At 42.2% G+C, this 21,317-nt stretch carries 17 protein-coding genes; 1 reads left to right on the forward strand and 16 read right to left on the reverse strand.

The window, feature by feature from the left end:
* Positions 1–405: 405 nt before the first annotated feature.
* From O9290_RS19620 to O9290_RS19635, 4 genes are all read right to left on the reverse strand, one after another.
* On the reverse strand, positions 406–1,623 hold the full coding sequence (locus O9290_RS19620) for an ATP phosphoribosyltransferase regulatory subunit (RefSeq protein ID WP_288055276.1): 1,218 nt from the start codon (positions 1,621–1,623) through the stop codon (positions 406–408).
* Positions 1,624–2,044: 421 nt separating this feature from the next.
* Positions 2,045–3,388: a chloride channel protein gene (locus O9290_RS19625; RefSeq protein WP_288055279.1), complete on the reverse strand. Its 1,344-nt coding sequence runs from the start codon at positions 3,386–3,388 to the stop codon at positions 2,045–2,047.
* Positions 3,389–3,880: 492 nt separating this feature from the next.
* Complete coding sequence (locus O9290_RS19630) at positions 3,881–4,336, reverse strand: peroxiredoxin (protein WP_002760875.1); 456 nt, start codon at positions 4,334–4,336, stop codon at positions 3,881–3,883.
* A gap of 49 nt (positions 4,337–4,385) precedes the next feature.
* Complete coding sequence (locus O9290_RS19635) at positions 4,386–6,080, reverse strand: ABC-F family ATP-binding cassette domain-containing protein (protein WP_288055282.1); 1,695 nt, start codon at positions 6,078–6,080, stop codon at positions 4,386–4,388.
* Positions 6,081–6,215: 135 nt separating this feature from the next.
* Between O9290_RS19635 and O9290_RS19640 the strand changes: the two genes are divergently transcribed.
* Positions 6,216–7,859, forward strand: coding sequence for a CocE/NonD family hydrolase (locus O9290_RS19640; protein ID WP_288055284.1), 1,644 nt, complete (start codon positions 6,216–6,218; stop codon positions 7,857–7,859).
* Here O9290_RS19640 and O9290_RS19645 read toward each other — a convergent pair.
* The 12 genes from O9290_RS19645 to O9290_RS19700 form a co-directional block, all read right to left on the reverse strand.
* Positions 7,842–7,964, reverse strand: a complete 123-nt coding sequence (locus tag O9290_RS19645; protein ID WP_256377800.1) for a hypothetical protein — start codon at positions 7,962–7,964, stop codon at positions 7,842–7,844. The genes O9290_RS19640 and O9290_RS19645 overlap by 18 nt on opposite strands.
* A 207-nt stretch (positions 7,965–8,171) precedes the next feature.
* Positions 8,172–8,813, reverse strand: coding sequence for a serine O-acetyltransferase (locus O9290_RS19650; RefSeq protein ID WP_288055287.1), 642 nt, complete (start codon positions 8,811–8,813; stop codon positions 8,172–8,174).
* Positions 8,814–8,832: 19 nt separating this feature from the next.
* On the reverse strand, positions 8,833–9,930 hold the full coding sequence (locus O9290_RS19655; RefSeq protein ID WP_002760871.1) for a glycosyltransferase: 1,098 nt from the start codon (positions 9,928–9,930) through the stop codon (positions 8,833–8,835).
* Positions 9,902–11,188 (reverse strand): O-antigen ligase family protein, encoded by a 1,287-nt coding sequence (locus tag O9290_RS19660; protein ID WP_288023586.1) that lies wholly within the window; start codon positions 11,186–11,188, stop codon positions 9,902–9,904. The genes O9290_RS19655 and O9290_RS19660 overlap by 29 nt, the downstream gene beginning before the upstream one ends.
* The gene (locus O9290_RS19665) at positions 11,185–12,129 is read right to left on the reverse strand and encodes a glycosyltransferase family 2 protein (RefSeq protein ID WP_002795730.1); all 945 of its coding nucleotides are present in this window, start codon (positions 12,127–12,129) and stop codon (positions 11,185–11,187) included. Before O9290_RS19665 ends, O9290_RS19660 begins: the two co-directional genes overlap by 4 nt.
* Positions 12,130–12,146: 17 nt before the next feature.
* A complete protein-coding gene (locus O9290_RS19670) occupies positions 12,147–13,529 on the reverse strand; it encodes an oligosaccharide flippase family protein (protein WP_002760867.1) in 1,383 nt (460 codons plus the stop codon).
* A 39-nt stretch (positions 13,530–13,568) separates the two neighbouring features.
* Positions 13,569–14,495 (reverse strand): glycosyltransferase family 2 protein, encoded by a 927-nt coding sequence (locus O9290_RS19675; RefSeq protein ID WP_002760865.1) that lies wholly within the window; start codon positions 14,493–14,495, stop codon positions 13,569–13,571.
* Positions 14,496–14,567: 72 nt separating this feature from the next.
* Positions 14,568–16,685 (reverse strand): GumC family protein, encoded by a 2,118-nt coding sequence (locus O9290_RS19680; protein ID WP_288055290.1) that lies wholly within the window; start codon positions 16,683–16,685, stop codon positions 14,568–14,570.
* 11 nt (positions 16,686–16,696) lie between these two features.
* A complete protein-coding gene (locus O9290_RS19685) occupies positions 16,697–17,821 on the reverse strand; it encodes a glycosyltransferase family 4 protein (RefSeq protein WP_002760862.1) in 1,125 nt (374 codons plus the stop codon).
* A gap of 475 nt (positions 17,822–18,296) precedes the next feature.
* Positions 18,297–18,824 carry a glycosyltransferase gene (locus O9290_RS19690; protein ID WP_041804884.1) on the reverse strand — a complete coding sequence of 176 codons (528 nt, stop codon included), beginning with the start codon at positions 18,822–18,824 and terminating at the stop codon, positions 18,297–18,299.
* Between the two features lie 33 nt (positions 18,825–18,857).
* Positions 18,858–19,298, reverse strand: a complete 441-nt coding sequence (gene pssD / locus O9290_RS19695) for a PssD/Cps14F family polysaccharide biosynthesis glycosyltransferase (protein WP_002760856.1) — start codon at positions 19,296–19,298, stop codon at positions 18,858–18,860.
* A 1,115-nt stretch (positions 19,299–20,413) separates the two neighbouring features.
* A complete protein-coding gene (locus O9290_RS19700; RefSeq protein ID WP_288023583.1) occupies positions 20,414–20,989 on the reverse strand; it encodes an Alr1449 family protein in 576 nt (191 codons plus the stop codon).
* Positions 20,990–21,317 lie beyond the last annotated feature (328 nt).

The raw sequence follows: 21,317 nt of genomic DNA on the forward strand, positions 1-21,317 counted from the left end.
AATCCTTATCTGGCAAGAGACTTAATTGATTAGTTCGCTCTAGATCAAAAATAATTGACAAAAATCGCCAAATGCCTTTCTATATAAGGGTTCCATCCCTTATAACCCCCGTCCATTGCATAACAAAAACCGAAGAACCAGTTTTTTGAACGGCTCTTCTGGTTTATGTTTGGAAACGAGGTCTATTCTCGCGAAACAGGTGCAAGATTTTGAGGGAATCGTGCTTCAAAACCTTGCGTTTTCATCGGCCCCCGTCCTGTAGGGGCGAAGCATTCGGATAAAAAATCTACGGTTTCACCGATAGGTTATTGCCCGAATGCTTCGCCCGTACTTTTTGCCGCAAACCCTAGATAGAGTCCTATAGCAGCGGGCAGAAGGCAGTATTTTCGCTGCTTTTGCCCCCTTTTAGAGAGATTCTTCGCTCACGGAACCATCTTCCTGCACCCAGGCGAGATTTTTAATCATCCGATCGCGGGCATAGGTACGAATTTGTGCCTCGCTGCGACCCCCTAAATCGATCGCCACTCTCAGATTCGGATCACCGGTGCGAAGGGAGCGAGCTTTACTAAAAGTCGCTATCTGGGCGTTATTACCCAAAGGGATAAGCAACCAGTCGAGGGGGGCAGCTTGAGTGGGTAAAGTCTGCCCCGATAATAAACTTTCGTGCAGTTCTTCGATATTCAGGGAAAAACCGATACCCGGAGCCGATTGGCCCTGGGGATGAAAAACGCCCAATAATTGATCATAGCGTCCGCCCTGGCCTAAAATACTGAGATTTTGCTGGTGATCACTAACCGCTTTAAAAACGATGCCGGTGTAGTAATCAAAGGTTTGAATCAGACTTAAATCGAGAATTAGGGGGAAAGGCCCAGAGCGATCGGCATTAAGCAGCTCTACTAGGGATTTAAGGTTATTAACGGCTTTTTGGGCTGATTCTTCCTGGGCCAATACTGCCACTTGTGCGAGGACATCCTCAGGATTACCGCGCAGCTGGAATAATTGTCGGGCTTGCTGCCGGAGGATTTCGTTAGGATAGGGAAGATTTTCGAGGCTAACGTAGTCGAGGAGGGCTAAACAGCGTTTCACCTGTTCGCGTAAGGGAGCCGGAAAGGGAGAAAGTAGCGAACGAGTCAAACCCGCTTCTCCTAAAATAATCTGCCAGTTAGGGACGGCCAAACTATCGAAACAGTCGGCCAGGAGCAGTAAAATCTCGGCATCGGCTAGTAAACCGCCAGAAAAGAGCAGTTCTACCCCCGCTTGATAGAATTCCACTTGACGACCGTGATAACCGGCGCTAGGGCGACGAAAAACGTTAGCCCGATAACAGAGACGTTGGGGATAGGACTCCCCACTCATGCGGGTGACGGCACTGCGGGCAATGGAAGCGGTTAATTCAGGGCGTAATCCCGATAGTCCTTGACTATCCCCGTGGAGTTGGATCACGGTGCTGGGATCGATCGCACCGCCTGCGGTGAGGGTATCGAGCCATTCAATGGTGGAGGTGACGATCCTTTGATAGCCCCAACGCTGAAAGACAGACTGAAGGCGATCGTTAATCCAGCCTTTTTGGGTAACTTCTAGGGGTAATAAATCCCTTGTCCCCGCCGGGGGTTGATGAATCATGGGAGTTTGCTAATCAAAATCGGTGGCACTGGTCAGTCCTATTTCACTTTACGACAAGTTGTGACCAGTTTCCTGATGGGTAAAAACCCCTAACAAATCCTCTTAGGGGTTTTTATCTCAAATGTCGGGGTGAAGACAGCAATTCTAAATTTGCCCTGTAGCAAGGCTTTTGGGGGTTAGTTCCCATAATACGGGGTCAAATTCAATGGGATTGCAAATTTCATGTCACGAGTCTTCAGGCTTTTGACGTGATAGTACACCCAAAGTTGCCCCAAAAATCCCCCTTTAAAATGTTCTTTAAATCCCTAAAAGGCTTGCTATGTCTAAAACTGAGAATTGCTGGTTGCTAGTAGAGGCAAGATGTTGCCCAAGAATCTCCGCCCTAAAAGTGCGGAGATTGTCAATCCCCTGACGGTGGCTTCTAGCGGAACATTGCGCGCAGGGAACTGGAGAGTTGATTGGCTGCCCGTGCGGCCACCAATCCCGAAAGGGCGGCGACCACCACTGTGGCAAGGCAGGTTAGCTGGGCTGCCCCCGGTCCACCCACCCCCAGCACCATCGCCATGGCGGTCAGAGGTAGGCGATAGCCGCCAGCAATACCGGCCGCTGCCCCCGCCGCACCCGCCAGATCCCCCGAAATCTCAAAGGTGGTTGCGAACACCCGGCCACTGAGGTCGCCGATCGCCAGAAAAGGGACAAACACGCCGCCACAGCCCCCGGCTAAAACGGCAGCGGTGGTGGCCGCGGCCCGGAGCAGAGCCACTGCCAACAGGTGGTAAGGAGTTGTTTTAATGTTTTCGGCCCAGACGATAGCGGCTCCCCCTGGTCCAAAAGCCGCTGCGGGGGTCGCCACCTGTCCGATCACGATCGCCAAGAATAGCATCACCAGGCCACCGATCAGGAGACGAGTGGCGGGCCTGTCCCGCAAGCCTCTGGCCCAGTAGATCGCCTCACCAGTGAGGGCTGTAATCGTGCCGGCGATCACTCCGATCAACAAAGTGGCACCCACCGCATCCCAGAAGTCAGTCGGGGCAACCTGCGGCACGACCAGCCGGATCAGTTGCAGCTTAAAGGCAGCGTTGACTCCCCATCCCACCAGTCCCCCGGCTAACATCGCCGCTGCCCGCTCCGGGGTGATCGGAACCTGGCGTCGCTGACTCAACTCAAACATAAAAAAGCTGCCCACCAGAGGGATTCCCATCAGGGCAGAAACACTGGCCGCACCGCCACCGATGGCCAGGGGCCGCACCAGTTGACCTAGGGCTGGATTTGTGCTACCTAACCAGGTTCCTGTCGCCACGCCAATATGAGCTGCCGGCGATTCTGTTCCCATGGGCGCACCCAGTCCAACGGTGGAGAGGATGGCCAGGGCGCGCAACGGGGCTAGATTCCAAGGGAACCGCTCTTCGGCGCCGGATGCGTTCACCACGTCACCGGTCAGGTCGGCGCGAGCAATGTCATGGGGGAAGGAGTACCAGTCCATGAGAGAACCCCAGCGACTAGAGGAAGTTGCCCCCCGGGGAGCTAAGGTCTGCACGGGTTGCCCCCTACCCAGTCCAAACAGGACTAGCACTGCTAAGGTAACGCCCACCAGAGGCAGCAGCAGTAGCCAGACTTTGTCTAGGTCAGAGGCAATCCTGAGGGTTTGCTTAATTGCCTCAGTCAGTAGTACCGCGGCCAGAGAGCCGATCAAACCGCCGAGCAGGCCGCCAACAGCCCATGGGCCTACCCTGGTTAACAGAAGTTGTAGTTTGTTATTTAGCATCGTGCCAAGAAAGTTAAACTTTTATCGTTCCTATAGCAAGTCCATTGGAGTGGTCAAGCAAAACACCCTGAAAGTCTTTACTATATAGTTAGTAAAAGTATAGTCAAATATAAACAGACTGAATTCTATTTGAGAAATTCCCTTCACTTTTACTTCGAGAGATTAATTCTCCTTGGCTGAACTACGCACCTCTCTATCCCATAGCTGAACGGATTTGGGAATGCTTTTCTTAGGATGTTGTAACTTGAAACCACTACTCAACGGATTTAGTATAAGTTAACATTTCAATTAGACGTTTATAAGGAATAACGACAAACTTTTGGCTGTTAGCTTTGCCTATGTTAGCCTTCTGTTTCCAGCCGTCATTTTTGCCAATAACTAAAGCAGATTGAGGGTGTGTTAGTCAAAATTAACACACCATTAATTTTATTTTTAAGTCAGAACTGTCCCAATTATGGGATAGATGTTTTAATTTCTTGCATAATCATCAACCTAAAAAGATTTAATCGTGTTCAAAGATTCGGTAACGTGAGCTTTAAAATCTAACATAGAATCGAAAATATGTCTGACGATTCCCTCTTGATCAATGATATAGGTAACTCGTCCGGGGAGGACGAATAAGGTAGAGGGAACACCGAATAATTTCCGGACTCGGTTATCGCTATCACTTAAAAGGGTGAAGGGAAGATTATATTTTTGGGCAAATTGTTGATGAGATTGGGGACTATCGGCACTAATACCAATAACTTCCGCACCCGCATCGGTAAACACTTCGTAACTATCGCGGAAAGCGCAGGATTCTGCGGTACAACCCGGAGTGTCATCTTTGGGATAGAAATAAATTACCAGGGATTTTTTACCGATTAAATCGCTGACATTAACCGTTGCCCCTGTTTGGGAAGGGAGAGAAAAATTGGGAACTCGATCGCCTACTTTTATAGCTGCCATAAGATTAATTAATGAATGGATAATCGTGGATAGGGTGATGCTTTATATTCTAACCTTTTTTGGTCTTTTGTTTAGCCCGTTTAGCAGCAGCTTTGGCCGCTTTTTCTGCTTCAATGCGTTTTTGTTCGGCTTTTTGTTTTTCTTCGTCTAGTTTTTCTAGATAATAGTGATAATCTCCTGCGTAGGCAATTAATTCGCCCTCCCGAATCTCGACAATTTTGTTAGCTACCTGGGAGATAAAATAACGATCATGGGAAACAATTAAAACCGTGCCTTCATAAACTTTTAAAGCCGATTCTAACATTTCCTTGGCGGGAATATCGAGGTGATTAGTGGGTTCATCGAGAATTAATAAGTTAGCGGGAGCAAGTAACATTTTGGCTAAAGCAAGACGCGCTTTTTCGCCACCACTCAAAGATTCTACTTTTTTTAATACCGTTTCCCCACTGAATAAAAATCGCCCTAAAAGACTGCGAACTTCCACATCTTTCCAATCGGGAACTTCATCATGAATGGTATTTAAAACAGTTTTAGTTAGGTCTAAAGCTTCCGCTTGGTTCTGCTCAAAATAACTAGGAATAACGTTATGTTTACCGATTTCGATCGAGCCTTCTGTGGGGGGTTCTAACCCAACAATTAAACGTAAAAGCGTGGATTTTCCTGCACCATTTGGTCCTAAAAACGCCACTCGATCGCCCCTTTCTATTTCCAGATTTGCTCCCAAAAAGAGAATTTTATCATCGTAAATGTGAACAATATTTTTAATAGTTACCACTTCCCGACCACTACGCACTGCTGGAGGAAACTGGAATTTTAAGGTACGCACATCGGCAATTGGTGCTTCAATTTTTTCTACCTTTTCTAATTGTTTTTCCCGGCTTTTTGCTTGGGTACTGCGGGTGGCACTGGCCCGGAACCGATCCACGAAAGCTTGCTGTTTTTCTAGTTCTTTTTGCTGACGTTCGTAGGCACTTAACTGAGCAGATTGTTGTTCGTATTTTTGCTGTAGGTAGGCAGAATAATTACCTAAATAAGTGGTAGAAACTCCCCTTTCAGTTTCGACAATTTTGGTACAGAGACGATCGAGAAATTCCCGGTCGTGGGAAACTATGACCATGGGAGTAGTTAAATCCTTGAGGAATTTTTCTAACCATTCAATGGTTTCTAAGTCTAAATGGTTAGTCGGTTCATCGAGGAGTAAAATATCGGGAGTTTGCAGGAGAATTTTACCTAAACTCATCCGCATTTGCCAACCACCACTAAAGGAACTTACCAAGCGATCGCCGTCATCGCTAGTAAAGCCCATTTCTGGTAAAATTTTCTCGATGCGCGCTTCTAATCCGTAACCATCTAACGCTTCAAATTGTCTTTGTAGGCGATCCAATTGATGAATTAAGCGATCTAATTCTTCGGGATCAGCTTTTTCCATGCGCTGGGGAATTTCTATTAGTTGATGGTGGACTTGATTCGCTTCTTGAAACACCGTCCAAAATTCCTCCCGTACCGTCCGACGGGGATCCACTTCAAATTCTTGGGTAAGATAGCCGATATGGAGACTGGTAGGACGGATGATCTCCCCGGCGGTGGGTTCCACTTCCCCCATAATAATTTTCAGCTGGGTGGATTTTCCGGCCCCATTGACTCCCACCAACCCGATGCGATCGCCAGTTTTTACTTCCCAAGTGACATCTTTTAACACTTCTCCCGTCGGGTAAATCTTACTAATTCTCTCTAGTCGTAGCATCGCTGATTTTTCTCCAGTCCTAGGCAGTTGAGGCAGTCCGCCTCTATTGTAACATTTAGTTAAGCTTTATCTGGTCTTTGTCAAGTTTTCTCGATTGAGCCACCCGACAGTATTTTTGATCTGAAAGAGATAATAATGTTTAATCCCTACCCCATAAAAAAAGAAACGGCTAGTTTAATCACCAGAGATGGAATTAGTTTAGTTGCCGATATTTATCGTCCCGATAGTAGGGAATCTTTGCCCATTTTACTAATGCGACAACCCTACGGAAAAACGATCGCTTCCACGGTGGTTTATGCCCATCCTAGCTGGTATGCACGTCAGGGTTATATTGTAGTAATTCAGGATGTCCGGGGACGGGGAAACTCGACGGGAAATTTTAATTTATTTGCCCATGAAATTAGCGACGGATTAGAAACCATTGAATGGGTTTTAACTATTCCTAATAATACGGGTGTGGTGGGAATGTATGGTTTTTCCTATCAGGGAATGACTCAATTATACGCCGCTACTAATGGTCATGCTGCTTTAAAAACTATTTGCCCAGCAATGATAGCTCACGATTTATATCGAGATTGGGGCTATGAAAATGAAGCATTTAATTTACAATATAATCTCGCTTGGGCAATACAATTAGCGGCGGAAACAGCTAGATTAAAAGGGGACGAAACTGCCTATCAAAAACTCTGGGTAGCTTCCCGAAATTTACCCCTTTTTGATCCTATTGCTGCCTCTCCCCAAATTCTGCAAGATTTAGCTGCTGATTCTTTTTATCACGATTGGATTACTCGTTATCTTCCCGATGACTATTGGCAAAATTTATCACCGCAAAACCTGTTAAAAAATATCGATTTACCGATGTTACATATCGGGGGTTGGTTCGATCCTCATCTCCGGGGAACTTTGAGTTTATACCAAGAAATGCAAGCGCGTTCTATCTATCCCCAACAGCTAATTATTGGTGCTTGGACTCATCTACCCTGGGGGAGAAAAGTAGGAGAGATAGATTATGGTCAAGAGGCAATTAGTCCCGTGGATAAAATGCAGCTGCAATGGTTTGATTATTTCTTAAAAGGTCAGGAAACGGAATTATTAAAAAATCCTCCTATGTATCTATTTCAAATGGGGTCTAATCAATGGCGATATCTGGAGAAGTTTCCAGGAGAAAATCAGCAAATTTATTATCTTGCTAGTCAAGGTTTAGCCAATCTGCGCGAGGATGAGGGGAAATTAAGCGCGATTTTGTTAGAACCTGCGATCGAGGATACCATCGTTCACGATCCTTGGCGACCGGTCCCATCTTTAGGAGGTCATAGCGCCCTACCGGGGGGAATATTCGACCGCACTATGCTAGACTGTCGCAGTGATGTGATTACCTACACTTCTCCCCCCCTAGGGAAAGATTTAACGATTTTGGGTAGTCCCCGTCTGGATTGTTATTGTCAAGCAGATGCGGTTAGTTTCGATATCTGCGCGGTGGTTTCTCAAGTTACCCCCGATGGTCGGGTTTTTAATATCACTCAGGGTTATAAACGGGTAAATAATCCCGAATTGCCCCTAAATATTGCCCTGCAAGCCACTTTTATCACTATTCCTCAAGGTCATAGCTTGCGTTTGAGTCTCAGTGCCTCTTGCTTTCCCGCACATCCCGTCAATGCGGGGACCGGCAGCTATCCCCACGCAAGTCGAGCGATCAATTTTTCTGTTATCACAATTAAGGTTTTTTGTCAAGGAAATTTTCCCGCAAAATTGCTATTACCTTTAGTCGGGGAAAGCTAAACCGCTGCGGGGATCACGAATGTATAAACCTAACACCAGGGAGGAGATAACCGTATCCCAGACGGGGGTGAATTTTTCCTGGCGTTGCCGATTGATTTTAAGCATGAATTGTCTTCTTTTGCAATTTTTAAAACCTAGTAATAGGCTAACTTTTAGTATTCATATCTTGATTAAACAACGCCGTTTCTTTGATATTGTCTTAATAGTTCTAGCAAAAGAGTTTATTATGGCGACAATATTATAGTCATTTCAATTAAGATTGAGAATATCATTAGTCGCTTTCGTACTTGGCGAAGCTATAGTTCAAGACTTCTAGGGTCGATCTTGAAAAGAGGTTGGGAAAACTTTCTGAGAATTTTTTGGGGTTTCTCGATAGAGAATAAAATCTTCTGAACCTTGATAACTAATAACTTTAGCGGGGATACCCACCGCCACCGCCTGATCGGGTAAATCTTTTGTAACTACTGCATTAGCACCGATGGCTACATTATCACCAATAATAATCGATCCAAAAATTTTCGCACCAGGGGCAATATATACACGATCCCCAATTTTAGGCACTCCCGCTTTTTCTCCCCGGCCAGCCACACCAATAGTCACTTCTTGGCTTAAATTACAGTATTCGCCAATTTGAACATCGTAGTGAACAATAATGCCGTGAGCGTGGGGTATAAACAAACCCTGACCAATTTCAGCCCGGTTAGGTAATTCTATGCCAGTAATCATTTCAAGGATTAAACGCCAAATGAGGCAAATAGCTTTTAGGAGACTCCGGAGAATAGGAAAATGGAAATGAAAATGAATCCAACGACTGACACGATATTGCAAGGTCGCCCAAAAACCTCTTTTGGTTAAAACCACTTCTAGCCAAGACAAATTGTCGGTAACAACATAGCGATCAAGATCTGCTTGAATCGCTGCTAAAATCAGTTGAAAAGACTGCAATTTTTTCATAATTTTAGATAAAAATCCACTAAAGTTTTTTCTCTATTAGTAAACGGTATTGATCCAGGATTTTTTCTAAAGAAAACTCCTCGGCTCTATTTTTTAGCCAACTCGGATCGACGTTATTTTTCAAGGTATTAAGAATTGCCGCTGCCATAGCTGCTGAATCAGCGATCGCCACTAGGGAACCGTATTTTCCTTTATCTAAAATTTCCTCTGGTCCGCTAGGGCAATCCGTCGATACCACTGCAATGCCAGCAGCCATTGCCTCTACCAAAACATTACCAAAACCCTCCCAAGCGGAGGATAATACTAAAACCTGTGCCTTTTTCATATAAGCAAAAGGATTTTCGACAAATCCCTCTAATTGTACGTCTGTATCTAAATTTAGTTCTTTAATCAACGATATAAGTTCGCTGCGGGTCTCTCCTTCTCCTAGTATTAATAATCTAGCGGGTTGCACTCGTCGAACTAAAGCAAAAGCCCGAATTAGGGTAGGAAAATCTTTTTGATGATTGAGTCTTCCCACTCCTAAAATTACTGGCGGCTGACCAAGTAAAAACCAAGGATGTTCTAGGTTTTCTTGCAGTTTGACGATTAATTCTGGGGTAACAATCGGATTATAAATGACTCGAATTTGTTGAGGTTTGATGCCAAATTTAATTAAGTCTTGGGCGACTCCTTGGGAAACACAAACCACTCGGTTAGCAAAAGGATAAATCCACCGCAGAAAATAGGGAACTATTTTGCGCTTCCACTGTTGAGCATGGCGTATTTCTTGAGATAAGTTATTATGTACTGTCACAAAGACAGATATTTTTTTCCTTGCTAGGATTTTAGCCATAAGAGCAACAATATTGGTATCTTCTAGGGCTGATATCATGGCTTGTGGACGTTGATTTTGTAGATATTTGACTAGGGAGGGGATACTCCTAAACAGACTTTTGGCTTTTAAATCTATAGTATTCACCCCGGGGTCAATCTGTCCTAAGTATAAACCTTCTTTTCGAGCTAAAACTAGATCAACAAATTCTCCCTGTTGGGCAAAACCATTAGCCAAGTTAAGTATAACTCGTTCGGCCCCACCGCCATCTAAATCACTGAGAAAAAACGCTATTTTGTTCATAGTTTAATTGAGCATTATGCTGAGGTAAAAAAGGAGATAGAGCTAGGGACATATACAACAACCAAAAAATGGAGTTATGTTCGAGTAAAGTGGACTCAGTTTGATTATATAGTATCAGAAATGATAAGTACATCAACGGCCATAAACCCTCGTGATGGGATTGATAAATAGCAGAGATAATTGCGCGTCTTATAACTAATAAAAAACTCATAATAAATAGGATAGTTCCCACTAATCCGAAAGCAATAGCTAGTTCGAGGAAGCCATTATGAGAGTGGGGAGGTATATAGGTAGTACCGTAGGCTTTCTGTACATAGGAAGAAGGTCCTTTTAATCCATACCAAAACCCTAAATATCCATAACCTAGCCAAGGTCTTTCTTGGATTTTATCAAGAACAGCAGACCAAATAATAGTTCTTCCTGATAGGGTTAAATCTCGACCAGAAGCAGTAATAATATCTTCTAAATTCATCCCGATCCAAAGAAATAAAGAACCTGCCAGTAAAAGCCCAGTTAACCAGAGGGGAATTCTGATATAATCTTGCCAAGAAATAGTTTGGTAAATTTGCATTAGTATGAATAGGATTATACCGATAAAAAGAGCGCTTTTAGAAGTGCTAAGTCCAATCATTCCAAAAGAGAGACAGCAAAAGGCTAAAAATAGATAGCCTTCTCTCCGATTAACTGGTGTGACCAGTAGGTTAACTAGACAAATTAAGGTCATTAAACGAGCAAAGAGATTTTTATGGAGAAAAGGACCCCTCCATGAGCCAGCATGGACTCCCGATTCTAAAGCACTAGAGGGGAAGGCAAGGCTGAAGAAAAAACTAATAATAGCAGTGATGCCTAAAGCATAAGCTGTTAGTCTTAGTTGTTCTTTAATTGCGTAGCGCGAGGCAAAATATAAGGCAAATAGACAAGTTTCTAAAAAAGCGAAGGAACGTCTTTGGGTAATCTCAGGAAAATTCGACCAGTTAGCGGAAATTAGTACCAGAATAATTAGTAACCAAAGAAAGGGATTACGGCCAAAAAATCCGATGGTATGTTGCCAACGGAGAGCCATTAGCACCAAAACCACAAAAGCGATTCCATGCTGCATTAAAGAGAGAAGTGGATCTAAGGGAGTATAGTCAGGAGAACTGACGGCTAATTCCCCCTCGGAATGGACAAATAAGCTTTCAAAAGAAAATAGTCGTGTGTAAAAAATTAGACTAAAAATAGTTATAAACTTTTCCAGTAGTGGGGGGATTCTGATCATGGTTGAAAAAGAGGATTAATCTTTGATTTTAAACAATAATAAATTCTTCTGATCTGGACTTCTATTTTTTCTCCTATGGTAAGAGAACAGAAATACTTGTGAATGAGAAGTTTTAGGTGCGGGTCGCCATTATCTTCTCGATTATAGAAGCTATAGCCGAGAGTAAAAATATTGTTAGTAAATTTCGACATTTGCGGAAAATTACTTTTAAGCCAAAAGGCAGTTAAGATATTAATTTTACCCCGTAAAGATTTTTGGTTTTTTCGTAAAGTATAAGCGTTGTTAGCATGGATTCTTTGTTGGGCAAGTTTTTCTAGGAGAATATAGCCCGGAGTTAGGGCAAAAGCGGCGTATTTTAAGTAATCATCGCTAGTAATTCTAATTTCTTCGGGCATGGGTAATAACTGCTCTAAAAAAGAGCGGCGAAAACAGATGCCAGAGGTGGCTGTACCCTCAAAGGGCATTTTTCCTCGCAGTTTTCCCTGGGACAAGCAATTTCTTAAATCATAAACTCCTGAATTGACTGATTTTGGGGTAGCATGGTCTGGGGCAGCAGTTTTATCTGTAAACATCTGCAAGGAGTGAAAACACCAACCAATATCGGGATAGTCCTGAAAAATCTCTACGACCTTTTCAACTTTATTAAGACTAAATAAATCGTCTGCATCCAAAAAACAGATAATTTCTCCGCTACTAGCAGCAAAACCCTGATTAAAAGCGGAAGCTTGACCACCATTAACTTTGAATATGGGGATAATTTGCTGACCGTATTCTTCTATCACCTGACGAGAACGATCCTGGGAACCGTCATCTACCACAATTATCTCCAGATGGGGATAGGTTTGTTCTAGGGAACTAGAAATCGCTGCCGGTAAAAAACCAGCATAGTTATAGTTATTGATTAAAATGCTGACTAGGGGCGACTGATTGGGGTTAATCATGGGCTGTTCAGGAAAAATCAGGAAGAATGTTGAAAACTATGCCAATAACTGCGAATTTGTTGGCGTGTTATCGGCAGTAGGATCACAAAAATTAGACCGAAACCCGTCCACATACCCAATTGTTGAACAAATAAGGGAAGAGAACAGGCCGCCCACCAGAGGAGGGCTAAACGATAATCGGGGCTGCCAATGATTTTAGTAATAAAAAGGTGAATCAGACCATAAGCGGGAAGGGCGATAACTTCTGCCCATCCATAGCCAACAATACCTAATTTTGGCAACAGTAACCAAGCTCCTCCTGCAAAAAGGGCGACGTGGAGAAGGTGAAATAAAGCCACATAGGTATTTTTTCTGAGAACGTAGAGTGTGGAAGAATGGAGATTAAAGAGGGAATTAGTCAAATAAGCCCAGGCAATAAAGGGATATACCTGTAGGGCGACGCGCCAGCGTTCCCCAAAAGCCAAACCGATAATCAAAGGTAAAGTCCATGCGACTACATCCAAAATCGGGCCGAGAGCGAGGACTTGTAGGCTCATACCCTCGGTAATTGCCCAGCGTAGCTTGGGCGGGTTATCTTGAATTTTGGCTAAGGCGGCCATGGAAATACGCCAAGTTGCGTGTTTAACAAAACTGAGAACTTCGACTAAACGAATGGCTAAGGCAACAAAACCGACGGCTTCTGCTCCGCCAAAACGTCCCACCAGCAGGGGATTAACTAGGTCTCGCAAAAAGAAAATCCACTGGGCTGCGGACAAAGTTATGCCGTAGCCTAACATATCTTTGACTAAAACGAGATTCCAGAATAATCGAGGACGATAACCGGAACACCAGAAAAACAGCACCACTGACTGGAGAGTTTGCGCCCACCAAGCCGCTACTAATGCCCATGCTCCCGCTCCCTGGAAGGCGAAATAAACGCTTACTAAAACGTAGAGGCATTGATTGAGCAATTCAATCATGGCAACTTTTTTATAGTTTAATTCTCTTTCTAATTTAGCTAAGGGAATTTGAAAACAGAGGACAAAAGGTAAACTCAAAAATAGGGATATGGCAAGGGCTGAAAAATTGCCTATCTTAATCCATTGTGCCAGCAAAGGAATGGTAATAATTCCTAGTATTAAACCAAGAATACCTAGTAGAAGCATGAGGGTAAATCCCTGATGATAATTATGCGGTTCTTCTTCTGGATTAATCTCTCGAATTAGATAAAAATTAATTCCTAGCTGAAAAATCCGTTGCAGATAGGAAAAAACTCCAAACGCCGATACAAATAATCCATAATTTTCTGGACCGATTAGACGGGTAACTAAGAAGACACTGATAATACTTAAGACCATACCTAGACCTTGCCGTCCCGCTAGATAAGCTCCCCCACGCATCACTTTTGCTCTTAAGCTCATAATAGTTTTTTCCTAAGCGGGTTTTTGGGATAGATGGTTTTATAAAAGTGTGGGAATGCGTTGCAGGAACAGGAGCAAGAAATCGATATTGAGGGCTTGTAGGGCCTCCAAAAATTTTCCCTCTTTCAGGGGTTCAACAACTTTATAATAATTTTTAAACCTCTGAAGATGACGCAAATTCTTAACTAAAGCTCTGGTTAATTCTCGACTATTTTTTACTTCTATTTTTTCTAAAAACTTTTGGTTAGCTCGACAGTAAGATTCTAGTCTTAGGGAGGTTTTTTGCTGAGTCAGGGAGCCTGGTCTAGTTCTTTGATAATAGTAGGGATAGGGATAAAAAATAAACTTAGCCTCCTTTAACAAACAGTCTAAATAAAACCAATAATCTTGTCCTTGTCTGAGAGTGGGATCGTATTCAAGATTATGCGCTAGTAAGAATTGACGATTGATAATTGGTTTAGTCATCGTGACAAAGAGGCTTTTACTTTCAAACTTTTGTTTTGTAATAAAAGAAATTGGCTCTAATACCAGGGGGTGAGCAAGGGTTTGCCCACTCATTTTAATTACTGTTGTCCAGGGCGACGGTGCTTGATCATAAATGAGATACACATCATCGCTAACTAGATCTGCCTGAGTTTTTTGGGCAACTTCCAAGAGAGTTTCCAGGCGGTTTGGTTCATACCAATCATCGGAATCCAAGAGAGCTAACCAGCTACCTTTTGCCAATTTAATTGCCTTGTTTCTGGTAGATGCTGCTCCAAGATTTTCTGAATTATGGATAATTATAATACGGGGATCATTAAAACTTTGGGCAATGGCAAGAGTGTTATCGGTGGAACAATCATCAATAACAATGATTTCTATATTGGTTAAGGTTTGCTCTTGGGCAGATTGAATAGCTTTGGCAATATAGGATTCAGTGTTATAGGCAGGGATGATAATAGATACTAGGGGATATGCGTTCATTTTTTTGGGTTAAATTTAGAGATTTAATATAACTAAAATACTTTTTATGTATATAGTAATTAATCAAGATAATCAAGAGTTAAAGTAGCTTTTGGCATAGCGAAAATAAGGTTCTGATTCCCGATCAATTCTCACTCCATTAACGACTAAACCAAGCAGGTTATACTGATATTTCTTCAGTATTTCTTGCACTTGTATGGCTGTGGTGGTCTCTAGTTTTTCTGGGTTGACTACGAAAATAATCCCGTCTGTTTTGGGGCTAATTTGGAGAGTAATATCATTCAAAAGCAACGGCGGCGCATCGATAATAATAAAGTCATAAGTTTCGAGGCTTTCGTACAATAAACTCTCCATTTTATCACTATTAAATAGAGCTAATGGGTTAATAACTTGATGACCTGCTAAGATAAGATCGAGATTTTTACTAATATTCTTGATTGCTAAAGATAATTGAGTTTTTCTTGCCAAAATATCACTTAAGCCTTGATCATTGTCTAAAGACCAAATTCTCTGTTGTTGAGGATTAGGGAGATCAGCATCAATTATTAAAACCTGACTACCAAGTTCAGCTTTAGCCAGAGCTAAATTAGCAGCTACTTCTGATTTTCCTTCTCCAAAAATGCTACTGGTAACAATAACAGTTATCGGATTTTTGTCGGGATTAGCAATAGTGATTTGGGACAAAACGCGGCGATAGGCTTGACTAAATAGGGAATTGGGCTGTTCTTGAAGAATGATATTAGTCATTTTTTTATTTGGTCGAGGCAAAGAACCTAAAAAGGTATAGGGAAAAATTTTCTTGATCTCTTTAATACTTTTAAGTGAAGGAGAAACCAATTCTAACAGAAAAGTCGTTAATAAATAAGTTATACCCCCTACAACTATACCGATAGTCTCTAACTGTTTTTGCGATGATTTCGGATATTTAGAAAGCACAGCATCACTGACAATTTGAGCATTGCCTACCTGCTGTTTTTCGGTAATTTCTAGCTCCTGGAGATTTTTTCTGAGTGCTTGGTAGGAAGTTTGAGCAATTTCCACTTGACGCTCTAAAACTTTTTGGCTTTGCTCTAGTTGTGGAATTTGTTTAGCCCGTTGAGCATAGGCAGCTTTTGTTTCTTGTAGAGAAGTTAATTGCTTGATTAGACCTTTATTTTCCGCTTCATTACTGACTAGATATTCTGTCAAACTGTCCTGTAAGTCCTTGCTTTGAGACACGCGAGAATTACTTCCGGGTTGTGTCATCGCTTCTTGGACTGCCCGATTCAATAAATTCTTTAAAACCGCTTGTTTGTCTCTTAATGTTATCACCACTGGGTTAGCTTCTGTATAACGGGTGCGTTCCACAGCCAATTCTCTTTCCACCTCTTGCAGTTTCAGGCGAGCATTCTGTACAGCAATGGAATTATTAACCTTACTTTGAGCGATCGCTTTTGGGGGATTTGTGCCGATATTTTGGCGTAGTTCTTGACTTTTTGCTGCCACTTTAGCCTTTTCTCCTTGCAGTTGACTAATTTGTTGATCTAATTGCCCAATTTGCTGTACAAGTAGGCTTGCCTCTCCTCGCAAATCAACGATCTGATTCTTGGTTTTAAAGCTTTGTAAATTACTTTCTGCTTCTCTTAAAGCTTTTTCAGCTTTCGGTAATTGTTGACTAACAAATTGTTTAGCCGCCTCGACCTCTGCCCGATTCAAGGTGATATTATTTTTTAAATAGTTCTTCATCACCTCATTAACTACTTTTGCGGACTGATCTCCACTGGGACTTCTATAACTAACCATCAAAATATCGGTACCCGGTATGTTAGTAACTTTTAAATTCTTTAAAAAGTCTTCATATATCAGCAATTCTCCTTTTTTGTCCTTAAGATTTAAGTTTTTAATCACTTCAGTAACTATGGGAGCCGATTGCAAAATTTCTGCTTCTGTATCTAGAGGTGTATCTTGAACTTTTAACGAATCGAGTTTGCCAATTTTCTCACCCGCTTCCGTGACCAAGGCAGAGGTAACATTTTCTCGTTTAAACTTGAGTTTACCAGAAGCTTCGTATTGTTTTTCGGACGAAAAAGCTAAGTATAGCAAGGCCATTAATGGCAACATTGCCACAGCCGTGGCGGGGAGCCAATGACGCTTAACAATTGACCAGTATTTGAGGAAATCAATTTCCTCAGTTAGGTGTCGGTTTTCCATAAATTTAGGTACTAAAAACTTGGTTCTACAGCCAAAGATTTGGCTGCTCTAAGGGCTAATTGGTATAGGTTGGCAAGAGACCTATTGTAGTTATTGATATCCAAAGGAGTAACGAACTCTCGGGCATTTTTCCCTAATTTTAGGCGGAGTGATTCATTATTGACCAATAATTCCAACTGATCTGCCAATCCTTGCCTATCGCCAGGATTAACCAATAAACCTGTCTGTTGGTGAATTACAACTTCGCCACTGCCGCCCACGGGTGTAGTAATTACCGCTAGTCCCCAACTCATGGCTTCTAAAAGGGCCATGGGTAGCCCCTCATTATAGGAAGGTAAGAGAAAAATATCTGCTTGGGCAAGGAGCTGCTCGCGTTCTTGGGGGTTAATCCAACCAGGGAAACTAATATATGGTTCTATGCCTAAATCTTGGGCGAGAGCTTGAGCTTGGTCAACTTCACCGCTACCCGCTAAAATTAAATGGATTTTGCCTAGGGATTCTTGGCTTAGTCTGGCGAGAGCGTGCAGGAGGTCGTATACTCCCTTGCGTTGAATTATTCTACCTAAAAAAACTAAATTTAATTGCTGTCTGTTTTGACGTTCGGGAATTTGGGCGGGCAGCTGTACGGGATTATTTAGGAGCAAAACCTGAGAACTTTTTAGGCCACAATGATAAATATAATAATTCTGCCAGCTTTGGGATAGGGCAATCAGATAGGTGCATTGTTGTAGCAGCCAATCCAAGCTTTTTTTCAGAGGTGCAGCTAAGTTATCGTGGAATTCATGAAATTCACAACCGTGGGCATGGATAATAATCGGTTTACGAAAAATCAGGGCAAAGACCATCATAATACTGACTCTTAAAGCACTGCCCCTTTCCGAGAGGTGAAGATGCACTACGTCAACTTTTCCCTGCAATAACAGGCGCAAAAAAGACAGAAATGCTTGGTTAAAGGTGGCAATTAAATGCAACAAATTGCCGATTTTTGCCTTGCCCGAATAAGCTTTCCAAGTGGACAAATATTGAATTTTAATATTGGGTATAGGTGTATTTAAAATCAAAGAAGCCACTGACCCCATGCCGCCCTGTTCGTGGGGATCAGGTCCGAGCATGATCACTCTTAATCGATTAGCCATAGTTGATTCCTAAAAATAGTTGACTTTTGGAAAGAATAAATTATAAGTTGTCTGAAGACAAGTGAGTGTTAAATCACTGGAAAATATAAATCTACTGAAACAGACTTACCTCGATCTAACCGTGATTTTAATCACAATTGCGTCAATTAATAGACAGTTAATAGACAGTTTTCCCTCTTATATAGTGCCAGGTCTTAAAGTGAAGACATTCCTAAAGGACAGGACTGAAGAAAGGAAAAGTGGAGATAGCGGCTAAGGTTTTTCCACAGGTAGCTGATTTCTACAAACAATCCCTCGGAAATTTTTCGGAGTTTTCTAGAGAGAGATACTTTCCGCCAAGTAGAAGCTAGACGAGGCTCGTAACTATCCTGGCTCTCTTGAGTTTGGTGGGTAAAATGTATTCTAAGATACAGTCCTGCTGGCGAGCGAGTGGAAGGAACCACAGAGACACAGAGGACACAAAGATTGATCGCTTCTATAGTAAGTTAAACTGATCACACAATAAGAGGAATAAGAGAGCCCTATCCTGAAAGCGTTGACTTAAAGAATCACAGATATCGTGATAATAATCCGTGGGAGCTTTCCCTAAACTGGTCAGTTTAGGCTCACTGACAAAGTAAGCTAATTCCTGCTTCGATTGGGCAATACAAATTCCTTTCAGCCGGAGAGCTGCCGCTAATTCTAGTTGATGATTGTCAACGTGTTCACCGAAAATATGGGAACGGGGAACTAAAATAAAGGGAACCTTCAAGGTCGCCAATAAATCAATCGTTCCTTCTCCACAATGGGCAATAATTAAACGGGCTTTTTGGGCTAAGTCTTGAAACTCTGTTGGCTGCAAAATCGGGTATGCTTCCACATTTTTCGGTAAATGGGTACAAGAACCGTATTGGACAATCACTTTTTCTTCTGGAGAAATTATACTTAGTTTGATTAAACTATCTATCCATTCCATCAGACGATTAAAAGGATACTGCTCTGTACCGACAGTGACTAGAATCATAGTATTTTCCTCGACAATTGCCATAAATATCGGTTAATTTACCATTTCGGTCTTAGCATAACGTTGTTTTAGCTGTTCCCACTGCACATAGATAACATCTAAAAATGGTTGGGCTAATCGTGCCGATAAACTGAGAGCTTCAACCCGTGTAAAAGACTCAACAAAGACTGTTTTACATCCCAATAACTTGCCCAAAATGATAAAGGGAACGGCAACTCCTGCCCCTGTAGATAAAATTAATTGAGGACGTTCTTTGAGAAGAACTTGGGCTGCTAAGACAAAATTACGCCATAGGTTGGGAATATTGCGATTAGTCGGGGCATAAGCCCAATAAACTGGATAGTCTTGCAAGATTTCTTGGGTTTCGGGGGTACGAAAAGTGACCCAACAACAATTGTGGTTTTCCCAAAAAAGTCGCAGTTTTTGCATCGCTTGGAAATGACCTCCCGTCGAGGCAACTAATAGGACTTTCATCAGTGTTTTATCCTAGTTTATAATTGGTCGACAAAGGTTTAATAGCATGGTGATTGTAGATAATTTCCTTGCTAATATCGGTGATAATTTCAAAGGGTTAGCCCTGCTAATTACAGATGAAGGTATTCATCTCAGTACAGGACAAAATCTTTGAAAGCCTTGCACGGTAGCACTTTTGGAACATAATCCCGAAAGTCTCTCCAGATAAAGCTTGGAACCATTTTTGCCAGAGAAGAAATTATTTTTTGTCCTGTACTTAGGGTATTCATATATATGACTGAGGTTTAAATTCAAGAAATGTATCGAGGAAGAATAATTTACTTTAGACAGTCAGTTATATGCTTTCATATTTTGCTCATCTCTTACTGGTTATTCTATATGAGCTAGGAAAATTAATCATATCCCTTTAGATAGAGATATTAAGCTTTATTTTATAGGAGCAAAAAGACACTGCTGTAGGGATTAATTGCCTTCGTCTTCTTTCCCCCGTTAGGGAGTTGATTACTATCGAAATCCAGTTTTAACGGTCAAAACTAGAAAGTTTTATATACAGCCTTTCTCGTAAAGGTGAAGCACAGACTGATCCTTGCTAATCAAGTATTTCAGATGCAAGAGCAAACCTCATCTATCTGAGAAATGCTGTAAGCTGTACTGCCTTTAAACTGCCTATTGGGAATTTTAGTACAAATCCTCGAACTTCCTCTCACTAATCCCCGCTCCCTGCTCCCTGCTCCCCACTCTTCTATCCCTTTTAAACAGGATTTAGTATTACAGGGTAATCGCATATCGAATGAACTGTCTCTCAGATTAACTCATGTATATGTGATTAATTTTGCTTAGGTACTTAAAGGTCATAGCTTGCGCTTAAGTCTCAGTGCCTCTTGCTTTCCTGCACATCCCGTCAATGCGGGAACCGGCAGCTAAGTAGTCGTGCAAAATAAATTTCCTAGTGAAGAAAGGCACTCATGCAGGAGCCAAGAGGCAAGGGGGGGTTAGATATGTGTAATTAATTTTGCTTAGGTACTTATCCCCACCAGAGTCGAGCGATCAATTTTTCCTTTATCACAATTAAGGTTTTTTGTCAAGGAAATTTTCCTACAAAATTGCTATTACCTTTAGTCGGGGAAAGCTAAACCGCTGCGGGGATCGCGAATGTATAAACCTAACACCAGCGAGGAGATAACCGTATCCCAGACGGGGGTGAATTTTTCCGCATCATCGACCCAATAATCCATAGTAATTAAACATTGAACTCCAGAACCAATACCCACGGCAATACGGGAATAAGCTGGCCGATTTTCTTGGGGGTCGATGAATTGAATTTGCACCCAAACAATGCGCGCAGTTTGGCGTTTTTCTTGGATAACTTCGCCAATTTCGTGAGGATTGCGGCTATCTTCACGAGCTAACTTTTTGACCATTCCTTTTAGGGGTAATTCTTTCCAATCTCCGGGGGGAAGTAAATTATAGGAAACCTCTAAACGACAATCATCATTGGGGGGTTTTCTATCCAAAAAACGAAAGGAATTATCATCGGGTTCAAAATGCCAATCTTGAGGAACTTCAAAGCGCACTGCACCGCGACCAGCTACAAAAATACTATTACCTGGACTAGATTTCCAGTTATGATCTGGATTTAAGTCGAGGGTTTCTTTGATCCATTGCAGATTGTGTTTTTTAGATTTAGCCATAGGGATAATCCTGCGATCAGAATCGGACTATAGCTATCATTATACAGGCTTTTTCCTGAGAATTAAATATCAAGCCTTTCTCATAAAGATGAAGTAAAACGTAGGGTGCGTTACTAACGCACCACCTATCATCAACTAAGTAGCCAGTCGTAGGGTGCGTTACTAACGCACCACCTATCATCAACTAAGTAGCCAGTTACAATCAAAGAACAGGAACTGAATCTCACTTTCGTAAATCTACTAAGTTGGGATTTTTAAAGGGAAACTCTCTTTTAAAATTGGCCGTTACTTCCGATTTTATCACTCAATCCAAGCTTTTGGGGGGTAG

The sequence above is a fragment of the Microcystis sp. LE19-41.2A genome (assembly GCF_027530405.1).
Taxonomy (GTDB): domain Bacteria; phylum Cyanobacteriota; class Cyanobacteriia; order Cyanobacteriales; family Microcystaceae; genus Microcystis; species Microcystis aeruginosa.

What these genes read in the sequence shown, in the direction of transcription:
- O9290_RS19620 (WP_288055276.1), bottom strand. Translation starts at nt 1,623, where the DNA reads ATGATTCATCAACCCCCGGCGGGGACAAGGGATTTATTACCCCTAGAA.
- O9290_RS19680 (WP_288055290.1), bottom strand. Translation starts at nt 16,685, where the DNA reads ATGGAAAACCGACACCTAACTGAGGAAATTGATTTCCTCAAATACTGG.
- O9290_RS19650 (WP_288055287.1), bottom strand. Translation starts at nt 8,813, where the DNA reads ATGAAAAAATTGCAGTCTTTTCAACTGATTTTAGCAGCGATTCAAGCA.
- O9290_RS19645 (WP_256377800.1), bottom strand. Translation starts at nt 7,964, where the DNA reads ATGCTTAAAATCAATCGGCAACGCCAGGAAAAATTCACCCCCGTCTGG.
- O9290_RS19660 (WP_288023586.1), bottom strand. Translation starts at nt 11,188, where the DNA reads ATGATCAGAATCCCCCCACTACTGGAAAAGTTTATAACTATTTTTAGT.
- O9290_RS19690 (WP_041804884.1), bottom strand. Translation starts at nt 18,824, where the DNA reads ATGATTCTAGTCACTGTCGGTACAGAGCAGTATCCTTTTAATCGTCTG.
- O9290_RS19625 (WP_288055279.1), bottom strand. Translation starts at nt 3,388, where the DNA reads ATGCTAAATAACAAACTACAACTTCTGTTAACCAGGGTAGGCCCATGG.
- O9290_RS19665 (WP_002795730.1), bottom strand. Translation starts at nt 12,129, where the DNA reads ATGATTAACCCCAATCAGTCGCCCCTAGTCAGCATTTTAATCAATAAC.
- O9290_RS19630 (WP_002760875.1), bottom strand. Translation starts at nt 4,336, where the DNA reads ATGGCAGCTATAAAAGTAGGCGATCGAGTTCCCAATTTTTCTCTCCCT.
- O9290_RS19685 (WP_002760862.1), bottom strand. Translation starts at nt 17,821, where the DNA reads ATGGCTAATCGATTAAGAGTGATCATGCTCGGACCTGATCCCCACGAA.
- O9290_RS19675 (WP_002760865.1), bottom strand. Translation starts at nt 14,495, where the DNA reads ATGAACGCATATCCCCTAGTATCTATTATCATCCCTGCCTATAACACT.
- O9290_RS19635 (WP_288055282.1), bottom strand. Translation starts at nt 6,080, where the DNA reads ATGCTACGACTAGAGAGAATTAGTAAGATTTACCCGACGGGAGAAGTG.
- O9290_RS19655 (WP_002760871.1), bottom strand. Translation starts at nt 9,930, where the DNA reads ATGAACAAAATAGCGTTTTTTCTCAGTGATTTAGATGGCGGTGGGGCC.
- pssD (WP_002760856.1), bottom strand. Translation starts at nt 19,298, where the DNA reads ATGAAAGTCCTATTAGTTGCCTCGACGGGAGGTCATTTCCAAGCGATG.
- O9290_RS19640 (WP_288055284.1), top strand. Translation starts at nt 6,216, where the DNA reads ATGTTTAATCCCTACCCCATAAAAAAAGAAACGGCTAGTTTAATCACC.
- O9290_RS19670 (WP_002760867.1), bottom strand. Translation starts at nt 13,529, where the DNA reads ATGAGCTTAAGAGCAAAAGTGATGCGTGGGGGAGCTTATCTAGCGGGA.
- O9290_RS19700 (WP_288023583.1), bottom strand. Translation starts at nt 20,989, where the DNA reads ATGGCTAAATCTAAAAAACACAATCTGCAATGGATCAAAGAAACCCTC.